Below are 12,818 nucleotides of genomic sequence, written 5' to 3'. Positions count from 1 at the left end.
GGTGGATGATGGTGGACGCCCTGGCGGAGCATCTGGGGGCAGAGCCCTGGAAGGAACGGGAGAGGGGCCTGGTGGCCGAGGCCCGCATCGGTGCCGAGAAGGTGCTGCTGGTGAAGCCCCAGACCTATATGAATAACAGCGGGGAGTGCATAGGACCGCTGATGCGCTGGTACAGGCTGGAGCCGGAGGATCTTATTGTTTGCCATGATGATATGGATATTCCTGCAGGAACCATTCGCATACGGAAGAAGGGCAGTGCCGGCGGCCACAATGGCATTAAGTCCACCATTGCCCATGTGGGGGATGAGCATTTTAGCCGGGTGCGTATCGGTATAGGCCGTCCCCTGCCGGGGTGGACCGTTATTAATCACGTGCTGGCCAATTTCCCCGAAGAGGATGTGCCCAAAATTCAGGAGGCGATCCGGTACCTTATTCCCGCCATTGAGTGCATGGTGACGGAGAGCGTGGACAACGCCATGAATAAATACAATCCCAAAAAGCAGAAGAAGCCCAAAAACAACTGGAAGAATACGGATACGTCCCCTGAGGGGGCAGATGGCCCTGAGATAAGGGAAATTGATTTAGCAGAGGAGGAACAGCATGGCCAGGAATAAGGGGAGGGAACCGATTATTGCCCTCTATGCCGATGAAAATGGAGAAATATTTGATGCCCCGGGGATTTTGGCCATGGGCCGGGAGGGGGATGAGCTGCGGCTGCTGACCCCGGATGATTTGATACCCCTGCCTGACAGTGCTGATTTGATGTTTCTGCCGGACCGGCAGGCAGTGGGCATGGGCCAGGACGGGGAGGTGCTGACCCTGACAGGAAATGCGGTATCGGCTATTTTACCGGCAGGCTATACCCGGACCCTGCTGCCGGCCTTCCAGCTGGCGGAGGAGGCCGGCCAATTGCCCCTATATGGCTATACGGCGGTATGTGTCTACAGGGATCAGCTCTATGGGGCGGCTATTTACACCGATGAAAATCATAAATGGGATCCGGAGCATTATAATACCAAAAATTTAAAGCGGCTGGTCAAGCAGGTAAAGAAGGATTTGCCGGACAATCCCCTTATTGACCATTTGGCCAATTGCTCCCTGGAGTGGCATTGCTGTACGGCGGAAAATATTTTTTATCGCCGGTGGGAATGCGGCATTCCCACTTCCCCGGTGTGCAATGCCAATTGCTTTGGCTGTATATCCCTGCAGCCGGCGGAGTGCTGTCCATCCCCCCAGAGCCGGATTAAGTTCCGGCCCACGCCGGAGCAGATTGCCCAGCTGGGGATTTATCACTTGGACAATGCACCTGAGGCCATTATCAGCTTTGGCCAGGGCTGCGAGGGAGAGCCTTCCCTGGCGGCCGATAATATTGCGGCAGGAATAAGGCTTATACGGGCAAGGACCGGTAAGGGGCAGATTAATATAAATACCAACGCCGGGTATACTGAGGGGATACGAAAAATAGTGGATGCAGGCCTTGACACCATGCGGGTCAGCATAATAAGTGCCATTCCGGAAAGCTATGGGGCCTATTATCGCAGCAATTACCGGCTGGATAATGTAAAGGACTCCATCCGCTATGCCCTGGAGCATGGTATTTATGTGTCATTGAATATGCTGTATTTTCCCGGCTTTAACGACCGGGAGGAGGAGCTGGCGGCCTGGAAGGAGTTTTTCCGGGAGCTGCCGGTGCAGATGATTCAGGTAAGGAATTTAAATATTGACCCGGATGCCTTCCTGAATATAATGCCGGAGCCCCAATCCACCTTTGTGGGGACAAGGCGGTTTTTAGCTGAGCTGAAAGGGGCGTTTCCTCAGCTGGTTATTGGCAGCTTCAGCCATTATGTTGAGGGGGAGAATAGGTAATATTAAAAAAAATAAAGGGTTTTTCAGTTTAAGGTTGAATATGTATATGTACATAGAATGTTTGGAGGGATTTATATGACACCAGAACAGGATTGGACGGAATTTAAGGGTAAATTAAAGGCAAAGACTGAAATAGACTTGGATTTATATAAGGCACCTCAGATGCAGCGCCGTATTATGAATCTGGCCAAGAGAAATGGGTTTGATACCTATTCCGGCTATTTTGACAAGGTAGTTCAGGATCATGATGATTTCGCGGCGTTTATTGAGTATCTTACCATAAACGTTTCGGAATTCTTCCGTACACCGGATAAGTTTGCCAAGCTGGAAACCGATGTTATTCCAGATTTGATGAAGCGCAGCAGCAAGCTGAATATTTGGAGTGCAGGCTGCTCCATTGGTGCGGAGCCTTATTCCCTGGCTATGATTATGAAAACCCTGACCCCAGGTACCCGCCACCGGATTTTGGCTACGGATTTGGATATTGAGATTTTGGCCAAGGCCCGTAAGGGTGAATATACGGATAATGAGCTGAAGGCCATGGATCCGGAGCGCAAGCGGAAGTATTTCACCAAGAGCGGGGATAAGTATCTGGTATCCCAGGAGATTAAGGACTGCATTGAGTTTAAGCGTCACAATCTGTTGAAGGATAATTTTGAGAGCGGTTTTGATTTGATTCTTTGCCGCAATGTGGTTATTTATTTCACCGAGGAAGCAAAGGATCAGCTTTATGCCAACTTCTTCAAGGCGTTGAAGCCGGGAGGAATTTTGTTCGTTGGCGCTACTGAGGCTATTTTGAATTTCCGCAAGTTAGGGTATACCAGCTTCCAGCCATTCTTCTATCAGAAGCCTCTTACCTGATGCTTGTCTTGTTGGTATAGGAGAGACAATTCGATGATTGCTAATCCAAAGATAGAGACCATGAATCGGGCCCAGCTGGAGGCGTTTCAGCTGGAGGCCCTCATTAAGCGGGTGGAGTGGGCCAGTGAAAAAAGCGGCTATTATCAGCGGGCCTTTGAAGAGGCCGGGGTGACGCCTGGGGATATTAAAACCCTGGCGGATATTGCCAAGCTCCCCTTTATGGAGCGGAGCGTCCTGAAGGAGACCTCCATTTTTGATATGCTTACCCTGCCCCTTAGCGGTGTACTGCGCATATCCCGGCAGGGGGATGCGGAGACCTTTATAAAAATGTATACCAGCGGGGATATAGCCCGACAGCTGGAAATGATGACCAGGGTATTGGTGGCCTATGGCATCAATGACACCACGGTGGTAGGGCTGCTGGGGGAGGCCTCGGACAGCCGCCTGATGGATGTACAGTATGCCCTGGAGGGGATGGGGGCATCGGTTATGCTGATGGGCAGCAATATGGATAATATTGTGGAGCTGATGACCAGCTGTCATGTGGATGTGCTTATCAGTGATTTCCGCTTGGTTACCCAGCTTATTGTTAAGCTGCAGGCCAACGGCGAAAATGCCCAGGATTTGTATCTGCCTACTATAGTGTGCCTGGAGGAAACACTCCATAATCCGATGCGGGCTTATCTGGAGCGGCGGATGAATGTGAATACCAATACGGTGTACAATTCACCAGGCTTTGGTTGTGCCGGTATTATGTATCAGTGTCCGGTGGACAAGGGCTTCCATATTCAGGAGGATTTTTTCTATCCGGAAATTGTGGAATTTGGCGGCAGTCAGGTTATTACAGAGCCCCATAGGGTGGGGGAATTGGTGCTTACCTCCCTGTCCAATGAGGCTATGCCTATTTTCCGCCTGCGCACCGGTCATGCGGTGCTGCGCCTGGATGGTGAATGCAAGTGTGGCCGTACCATGATGCGGGTGGCCGAGCCAACTGAATATGAAGGTGCAGTTTCCCATTAAATGAGGCTTATTCAGTGGGGGATTTATATGCCTACTGAGTGTAGTCGAATTAATCCAGAGCCTATGGATGCCTTTCTCTCACTTAAGAGGAGGGAGACTTGGCACCAGTCAGCGTGGGGTTAACAAACTAAGCTTTAGGGTCAGGAATACTGGCCCTTTTTGTTCATAAAAACCGGACTGTTCAATTCAGTCCGATTTTATTTTAGCGGGGGTGAGAATTATTTATGCTGGAAATAATCACGGGGCGGGCCGGCAGTGGCAAAACCACCTATGTCCTTGAGCAGCTTCAGCGGGAGCTGGAGGAGAGGCCATTGGGGCCGGCCATTATATTGTTGTTGCCTGAGCACATGACCTTCAAGGTGGAGCGTCAGCTGGCTGCCATGCTGGAAAGCCAGGGACGGGGCTATATGCGGTGTCAGGTATACGGTTTTAAGCGGTTTGCCTATCAGGTGCTGCAGGAAACAGGGGGAGCCCTGGAGCAAAGTATTACGGATATGGGACGTCAGCTTTTGCTGAAGGGGATTTTGGATAAACGCTGCCGGGAGCTCAAGGCCTTTGGGCGGGCCTCACGTCAGCGGGGCTTTGCCAATATACTAAGTGGTATTATAAACGAATTTAAGGGCTATGGTATTTCCCCGGAGCAGCTCCGGGCAGCCAGTGAGGAGCTGGAGGATATCCGCCTTATCAATAAATTGCAGGATTTGGTTCTTTTATATGGCGATTATAATGAGGCCATGGCCGGCCATTACAACGACGGCAAGGATATTATGAGTACCCTGGCTGAGCGGCTTCCCCTGTCCCAGCTGGTTAAGGGAGCCGATATATGGCTGGATGGCTTTCTGTTTTTTAACCCCCTGGAGCTGCAGGTGCTGGAGGGGCTGTTTCAATATGGGGCCAATATTCACATTACCTTCAATATGGATGATATGAACAGGGCGGAGGGGCAATGGGCCAATCAGGAGGCCTCCGGCTTGTTTTATCGGGCCTATATCAGCCGTAATAAGCTGCTGAGGCTGGCTGCAAAATATAATATTCCGGTGGAATATAGGCATTTCGGGGAAATACAGCGGTTTATCAATCCGGTAATTAAGGCCCTGGAGGCCAGTCTGGCCCGGGGGCAGGTGGTATTGCCCAAGGAGGCCCGGGATTTTTCCCTGGTGGAGGCGGCCACCTGCCGCTTGGAGGTAGAAGCCGCGGCGGCGGATATTATAAGGCTGGTGAGGGAAAAGGGCTATCGCTGGCGGGATATTGGGGTTCTGGTTCGGGATGAGGAGGCCTATGGAAGCTTAATCAGCTTTGTGTTCAAGGATTATGATATTCCCTTCTTCAGTGACAAGAAGCGGCAATGTGCCAATCATCCTGTGGCAGAGCTTATCCGGTCGGCTATTGCCGGCACCGGGGGCTGGTCATATGATGATTTGTTTTGCTGTATAAAAACCGGCTTTTTCCAGCTTACGGCCCAGCAGATTGACCTGCTGGAAAATTATTGCCTGGAATTTAACCTGAGGGGCAGCCGGGTATGGCGGCGGCCGGAGCCCTGGACCTTCTATTCCCGTTATTCCTTGGAGGATGACCAGGAGAAAATTGACGATAGGCAGCAGCTTAGGGCTGCGGCTGCGGATCAGCTTCGCCGTCAGGTGGCAGAGCCTATGGGGAAATTGCAGGATGGATTGAAGGGGGCCGGGACCACCCGGGAGATGATACAGGAAATCTATCAATTTTTGACGGATATGAATGTGCCACAAATCCTGCAGGACTGGGCGGATCAGGCGGAACGGGCCGGGGCCCTGGATGTGGCCCGGGAGCATCAGCAGGTGTGGAATGACATTATGGAAATGCTGGATCAGCTGGTGGAGGTCAGCGGCGATACCAAAATGAGCATCAAGGAGCTTCAGCAGCTGCTGGAGGAGGGGCTGTCCACCCTGACAATGGCCCTGATCCCGCCGGGACTGGATTATGTAAATATTGCCTCCTTTGACCAGAATGCCCTGGACAACATTAAGGCCATATACATTCTGGGAGCCAATGCCGGGGCTATGCCTCGCCGATCTGTGGAAAATACTGTACTTTCCGATGCGGACCGGATGCATATAAATGAAAAGCAAATAATTGAGCTGTCGGTACAGGGGGAAGAGGCCAGCTTCAATGAGAGCTATCTGATTTACAAGGCCTTTACCCAGGCCCGGGAATATATGTGGGTGTCCTATCCCCTGTCCTCCCCTGCCGGTGATGCCCTCACCGGGGCGGAGGTGGTGACCCGGATTAAGGGGCTGCTGCCGGACAAGAGCCTCAGAACCATTCCCCTGGACTGGATAAATACATTCTCCCATGACCAACAGCTGGGAATGCTGGCCCACAAGCGGCAGAGCTTATCCTCCTTGGCCATTGCCCTAAGGGATTTGCGGGATGGGGGACAGCTGCCCGACATGTGGCAGAAGGTGTACAATTACCTGTTAAAGGAGGATGAGGTCCGGGATATCCTGGGACTTATCCGTCAGGGATTGTTTAAGGATCCGCGGCAGGACAAGCTGCCCCGGGATATTGCCAGGGAGCTGTATGGCTCCAGGGGGATACTGCGGGGGTCAGTGACGAAATTTGAACGGTATAACAGCTGTCCCTTTCAATTTTTTGCCCAATATGGCCTTAAGCTGAAGGAACGGCGGATCAACCGGTTCAGCAATCCGGAGCTGGGAACCCTGCTTCATGCCCTGTTAAAGGAGTACGGCGAAAAATTAAAGGAGGATGGCCGGCGTTGGGGTGATGTTTCAGCGGAGGAACGGGACAGCCTGTGTCATGAGCTTCTGCATAAATTGGCTCCCCGTCTGAATAATGGTATGCTGTATTCCTCCAAGCAGCTGGAGACCCAGCTGGCCCGGCTGGAGGCCACCGCCCGGTTTGCCCTGAAGCGTCTGGCCGAATTCGATCAGGTAAGTAAATTCCATCCACAGGTTTTTGAACAGTCCTTTGGCCCCTATGGCGATCCGGGGAAAGCCCTGGAGCTGGTATATAATTTGCACGAAAATAACCGGCTGGAGTTGGTGGGGCAGATTGACCGCATAGATGTAAATGAGGACGGCAGCCATTTTATGATAATTGATTATAAGACGGGTGGCGCGTATATAAATGTTGTGGATGTGTATTATGGTCTGAAATTGCAGCTGCTGACCTATCTGCTGGTGGCCAAGCAGCTTATGGACCAGTCCGGCAGCGAGCCGAAGCTGCCGGCGGGAATGTTGTATTTTTTCCTGAAGAGACCGGTTTTGTCCATGGGAAATCACAGCTATGATGAGGCCCAAATACGGGCTGAGCTGGATAGAGCACTTAAAATGCCGGGGTGGGTGCTGCTGGACAGGGAGGTGGCGGAGCAGATCGATATTAACTTCAGCTCGGCCAACAGGAGCCGTTTTTTGAAGCTGGCATATTCCAAGGATGGTTCTGTCAATAAGAATAGCGTGAAAGCAGTGAAAAGCAGGGAGGAATTTGCCATCCTTATGGAATATATTCAGCTTGTGCTTCAGGATACGGGGGAAAAGATACTGGATGGGCAAATTGATATCAGTCCCGTTAACAGGAATAAAAAGACGCCGTGTACCTATTGCCAATATCATCCACTATGCGGCTTTGACCCACAGCTGGAGGGCTATGGGTACCGTAAGCTGGAGGGAAGCGATGATGAGGCCATGGAATTAATAACCCAAAGAGTTAAGGAGAATATATTGCAGGATAAGCCGGACACAACAGCTGGAGGGGAGGGGTAATCATGGAGTGGTCACAGGAACAGCAGCTGGCCATAAATAATGACGATAAAAATATTTTGGTATCTGCGGCAGCGGGCTCAGGCAAGACAGCAGTGTTGGTGGAGCGGGTGGTATCCCATCTGCTGCGGGATCCGGCAAAGGACCCGGATGCCTGGGAGGTGGACCGCCTTTTGGTAGTGACCTTCACCAAAGCAGCGGCAGAGGAAATGAAGCAGCGGATAAAAAAACGGCTTCAGGAGGCCATCAATCAGGAAATGGCGGGGAAGAACCGGGACAAGGGGCGGATAAGGCGGCTGGAGCGTCAGCTTATTCTTCTGTCCGGGGCCGATATTTCCACCATTGATTCCTTCTGCCAAACTTTGGTAAAGAATAATTTTAATGCTATAGATATTGACCCGAGGTTCCGCATAGCCAATAACAACGAGCTGGCTATTTTACAGCAGGATGTGCTGGAGGATATGTTTGAGGCCAAATACACGGCCGGCGATGCTGCCCTCCAGCGATTTGCCGATAAATACGGAACGGACCGGGGAGATACGGCCCTTTATAATATTGTACTGAATCTGTATACCAAGGCCCAAAATCAGCCCTTTCCGAACCTTTGGTTAAGCAGATTGGCCCAGGATTATGTTCCATTGGGGGAGAGCATTTCTTCCCTGAAGGAAACCAAGTGGTGGCCGATTATGGCTGAGGAAATAGCCGATCACCTGGGGCCGGTGAAGGAATATATTGGGGAGCTGAAGGGCATTGTAGAAAATTTTGCCCTTCCCAAGGTCCGGGGAAAATTTGAGGCTATAGCGGAGGCCTATGAACGGGTGGCTGTGGCCCTGGAGGAAGGGGGAAATAAGGGCTGGCATGAAATTTATCTGGCCCTGGGACTGATGAAGGAGATTCCTAGAATCCCTGGCAATTTAAAGGGCATGGAACCGGAGGTGAAGGAGGTCTTTAAAGGTAGGGCGGATGCTACAAAGAATATCCTGAACAAAATCCGGTCCTTTGTTCAGGCCGATGAGGATGTGCTGTTGCCGGAATTAAAGGCAGCCGGTGAGGATGCAGCCTGTATCGTCAGAATAGTGAGGGATTTTTCCACAGCCTATGCCAATGCCAAAAAGCAAAGGAATGTGGTGGATTTCAGTGATGTTGAGCATTTTGCCCTGAATATTTTAAATTCACCGGAGGCTGAGCCCGGGGAATTACAGCCCTCAGAGGTTGCCCTGGCTCTTCGTCAGCGGTATCAGGAAATTATGATGGATGAATATCAGGACACCAATGAGGTCCAGGATTTTATTATGAGGCTGATTGCCGGTGAGGGAAGGGGCAACACCTTTAATGTAGGGGATGTCAAGCAAAGCATTTACCGGTTCCGTTCCTCGGAGCCGGAGCTGTTTCTGGAAAAGTACAAGGCCTATGAGAAGCAGGATAACAAGGAGGGGGAGCTTATTACCCTGGGCCGTAATTTCCGCAGTCGCAGGGAGATTTTGTGGGCCATAAATTTCGTATTTGCCCAGGTGATGACTCCGAAGCCCAATGAAATTGAATATGATGAGCGGGCGATGCTTAATGAGGGCAAGCCCTATGGCTATACGGAGCCGGAGCATGGAGAGACCATGACCGACAACGTGGAGCTGGCCCTTATAGATATGGAGGCCCAAGCCCAGGCGGTGAAGGAGCAGGGAACGGTGGAAGCAACGGAGCCAACAGACTTAGGCGAGCCAACAGACTCAGAGAAGCTGGCAGACTCAGAGGAGGACTTGGAGGGCTTTGAGCTGGAGGCCCAATATATTGCCACCCGGTTAAAGGAAATCAAGGCCAGCGGGCACATGGTCTTTGACAAGGATTGCCGGGAAAACAATGGCTATCGTCCGGTGACCTGGCGGGATATGGTGGTTCTGCTCCGGGCCACTAAAGGCAAGGCGGATATTATTCAGGAAATTTTTCAGCAAAATGATATTCCGGTGTACGCCAATGCCAGCGAGGGCTTTTTCCAGACCACGGAAATTCAGACCATGTATTCCCTGTTGTCGGTAATTGATAACGCTCAGCAGGACATTCATTTGGCAGCCGTTCTGTTTTCCCCTATTGTGGGATTAAGTGCCGTGGATTTGGCCAATCTGAGGCTGGGGGCCAGGGATGGGGATATGTATGAGGCCCTGCTGGCGGCCAACACCCCTGAATCAACCCTGGAGGAAGCTGTTAAGGAAAAGGTGGACGCCTTTTTGAACAAGCTCAGCATATGGCGTCAGCTGGCCCGTCAGGTCAGTGTGCCGGAGCTTATTTGGCAGATTTTCCGGGATACGGGCTATTATGATTACGTGGGGAGCCTGCGGGGTGGCATTCTGCGCCAGGCCAATCTGCGTATGCTGGTAACCAGGGCCCAGGAGTTTCAGAGCACGGATTATCAGGGCTTATTCCGGTTTTTGCGCTTTATCCAGCGCATGAAGGATATGGAAACGGATCTGTCTATGGCCCGTACCCTGGGTGAAGGGGAGGACGTGGTGCGGGTGATGACCATCCATAAGAGCAAGGGCCTGGAGTTTCCGGTGGTAGTTATTGCTGATATGTGCAAGGGCTTTAATGACAAAGACTTGAAAAGCGATGTACTTGTTCACAAGAATTTGGGCATGGGAATAAGATATGTTCACCCGGAGCTTATGACCAAATACGATACCATTTCCTATCAGGCAATAAAGACCAAGCTGAAGCGGGAGATACAGGCCGAGGAGCTGCGGATTTTGTATGTGGCCATGACCCGGGCCCGGGAAAAGCTGATTATGGTAGGGCGGGAGAAAAGGCTTCGCTCCAGGATAGAGGAATGGTGCAGGTACATTGATACCACCCACAGGGTGCTGCCGGTGTATACCCTGTTATCAGTAAATTCATTTATGGACTGGGTAGCCAGAGCAGCAGCCCATCATCCTGATGGCAGGCCATTGGTGGAGTATTCCGGTACCACCAAGGTCCGGGCTGCTATTCCCGATGCCATGGGCCAGGACTCCCACTGGTCTGTTTCCCTGGTGGAGGCCAGCACCATTACTGTACCTGGTCAGGGAGTCAGGGAGAGCAATGAAATGGTACAGGCCGTGGAGGTCGGCAAGCCGTTGCCAATTCAGGTGGATTATGCTGGCTTGGAGAAAATTTTACATTTGGATTATGATTACCGGGGCACCAAGGAGGTTCCAGCCAAGCTGACGGTGTCGGAGCTAAAGCGGCGCTTTGCCCAGGAGGTGCTGAGGGAGGCCACCATGGAGGAGAGCCGGCAGCTGGCGGCCCAGCACCGGGAATACATTTTCAATCGGCCCCGGTTTATTCAGGAAGACCAGGGCAAGGCTGGGCTGCGGGGAAATGAATATGGTACCCTGATGCATTCGGTAATGCAGCATCTGGCTTTATCGGGCAGTTTGGACTATGGCGATATAAAGGAACAGCTGGCCCGTATGGTGGCCAATGAAATATTGACCAAGGAGCAAGCAGACTATGTTAATGTTAAATCAATAGTATCCTTCTTTAAAACGGATATCGGGCAACGGTTGAAGGAGGCGACGGAGCTGTGGCGGGAGCTGCCCTTCAGCCGCATGCTGAAGGCCGATGACTATTATGATAACGTGGAGGGGGAATATATTTTCAGTCAGGGCGTCATTGATGTGCTGTTCAAGGAGAAGAATGGTCAATACGTGCTGCTGGATTATAAAACAGATAGGGATACGGAGCCTTCGGCCGTAAAACGGCGGTATGCGCTGCAGCTTCAGCTGTATTCCTCAGCCCTGGAAGCCATATTGGGAATTCAGGTAAAGGAACGGTATCTATATATGCTCCATGACAGCAGTGTGATAGAAATTTAAAATATAAATATAAAATATTTTATATGAGCTGTGGGAAAACAGAAAAAATATTCCACAGCTCTTTTGTTTTGCAAAAAAATACATAGTAATATAAAGAAAATAGTTGAAAAATATTTACATCGTGTTAAAATGATTAATATAAAAGAAAATATTTAGTAATTAAATAAGGGAAAGAGATATGGATAATAAAAATAATAAGAAAAATAAGACCTTAGGGGAACTGTTTGAAATTGCCCGGCGCAGTATCACCACCTATTCTGACCCTATATCGCCCCCGGTAAAGATGGTGAATGACCGCTCGCCGGTGGTGGAGCTGGTCAATGGCCTGCTGCAGGAAGCCCTGGAGAACAACGCCAGTGATATCCATGTGGAGCCCGGGCACAAACTGGGGCGGCTTCGCTATCGCATAGATGGCCGTTTGGAGGAAATTTATGATGAAATTTCCATGGAGCTGTACAGCAATGTTATTTCCCGCATCAAGATAATGTGTCAGCTGAATATTGCGGAGAACCGGCTGCCCCAGGATGGACGCTTTTCATATGAATTTGGCCAGCAGACCATTGATGTACGGGTATCCATCGTACCCCTGATAAAGGGGGAAAAGGTGGTGATGCGGCTGCTGAACAGGTCCGCAGGCTTTATGGACATGGACAGCCTTGATTTTTCGCCGGAAAATCGGGAAAGGTTTATTGGCCTGTGCCGGGAAGCCAGCGGGGCAGTACTTATGGTGGGGCCGGTGAATTCCGGTAAAACCACTACCTTATATGGAGCCCTGCATTATCTGAATGACAGCCAAAAGAATATTGTGACCATTGAGGATCCGGTGGAATATCAGCTGGAGGGGATAAATCAGATACAGGTGAATACCAGGCTGAAGCTGGATTTTGAGGAGGCTCTGCGGGCAGTGCTGCGGCAGGATTACGATATTTTGGCCATTGGGGAAGTGCGCAGTGAGGAGGTGGCCAAAATATTGATTAAGAGCGGACTGACAGGCCATCTGGTCTTTGGCTCGGTTCATACCTCCAGTGCTGCCAAGGCGATTTTCCGCCTCAGGGAAATGGGGATTAAGCCCTTTATGCTGGCCATTGCCCTAAGGGGGATTGTGGCCCAGCGGCTGCTGCCCCGCTTGTGTCCCCATTGCTGTCAGGCCTATGACATATTGCCGGACAGCGACCTGGCCAGGACCCTGGGGGAGGCCTATGAGCCGGGCATGTGGCTATATCACCGGCGGGGCTGTGACAGGTGTAATGGCCGTGGGGTAAAGGGCCGGGTGGCAATTCAGGAAATATTGGTTATGGACAGCCGGCTGCAGCAGTGTATCACCCGTGAGGCCAGCCTGCAGGAGCTGGAGGAGGAAATCATGCAGACGGGGATGAAGGCAATGTGGCTGGATGGAGTGGACAAGGCCAAGGCGGGGCTGGTGGAGCTGGAGGAGGTTCTGCGGGTTTGCAGTGAATAGACAGGGGGGAGACAA

At 51.3% G+C, this 12,818-nt stretch carries 7 protein-coding genes; all 7 read left to right on the top strand.

Annotation, left to right across the window (positions count from 1 at the left end):
• Positions 1–614: aminoacyl-tRNA hydrolase (gene pth / locus Q0Y54_RS02030; protein ID WP_297963773.1), on the top strand; the 614-nt coding region annotated here is incomplete at its 5' end.
• A complete protein-coding gene (locus Q0Y54_RS02025; RefSeq protein ID WP_297963771.1) occupies positions 601–1,866 on the top strand; it encodes a radical SAM protein in 1,266 nt (421 codons plus the stop codon). The genes pth and Q0Y54_RS02025, both read left to right, overlap by 14 nt.
• A gap of 75 nt (positions 1,867–1,941) precedes the next feature.
• Entirely contained in the window at positions 1,942–2,727 is a 786-nt protein-coding gene (locus Q0Y54_RS02020; protein WP_297963769.1) for a protein-glutamate O-methyltransferase CheR, read from the top strand.
• A 33-nt stretch (positions 2,728–2,760) separates the two neighbouring features.
• Complete coding sequence (locus Q0Y54_RS02015) at positions 2,761–3,747, top strand: phenylacetate--CoA ligase family protein (protein WP_297963767.1); 987 nt, start codon at positions 2,761–2,763, stop codon at positions 3,745–3,747.
• 224 nt (positions 3,748–3,971) lie between these two features.
• Positions 3,972–7,505, top strand: a complete 3,534-nt coding sequence (gene addB / locus Q0Y54_RS02010; protein WP_297963765.1) for a helicase-exonuclease AddAB subunit AddB — start codon at positions 3,972–3,974, stop codon at positions 7,503–7,505.
• 2 nt (positions 7,506–7,507) lie between these two features.
• Positions 7,508–11,344, top strand: a complete 3,837-nt coding sequence (addA, locus tag Q0Y54_RS02005; protein ID WP_297963763.1) for a helicase-exonuclease AddAB subunit AddA — start codon at positions 7,508–7,510, stop codon at positions 11,342–11,344.
• Between the two features lie 178 nt (positions 11,345–11,522).
• A complete protein-coding gene (locus Q0Y54_RS02000; protein WP_297963761.1) occupies positions 11,523–12,803 on the top strand; it encodes a GspE/PulE family protein in 1,281 nt (426 codons plus the stop codon).
• Positions 12,804–12,818 lie beyond the last annotated feature (15 nt).

The organism is uncultured Anaerovibrio sp. (assembly GCF_947302755.1).
In the GTDB taxonomy this organism is placed as follows: Bacteria; Bacillota; Negativicutes; order Selenomonadales; family Selenomonadaceae; genus Anaerovibrio.
The sequence above is the reverse complement of the archived record's forward strand: the minus strand, read 5'-3'. Positions and strand labels throughout refer to the sequence as shown.

Bases quoted from the DNA above. Each gene is read 5' to 3' on its own strand.
- Q0Y54_RS02000 (WP_297963761.1), top strand. From the start codon at position 11,523: ATGGATAATAAAAATAATAAGAAAAATAAGACCTTAGGGGAACTGTTT.
- addB (WP_297963765.1), top strand. From the start codon at position 3,972: ATGCTGGAAATAATCACGGGGCGGGCCGGCAGTGGCAAAACCACCTAT.
- Q0Y54_RS02025 (WP_297963771.1), top strand. From the start codon at position 601: ATGGCCAGGAATAAGGGGAGGGAACCGATTATTGCCCTCTATGCCGAT.
- Q0Y54_RS02020 (WP_297963769.1), top strand. From the start codon at position 1,942: ATGACACCAGAACAGGATTGGACGGAATTTAAGGGTAAATTAAAGGCA.
- addA (WP_297963763.1), top strand. From the start codon at position 7,508: ATGGAGTGGTCACAGGAACAGCAGCTGGCCATAAATAATGACGATAAA.
- Q0Y54_RS02015 (WP_297963767.1), top strand. From the start codon at position 2,761: ATGATTGCTAATCCAAAGATAGAGACCATGAATCGGGCCCAGCTGGAG.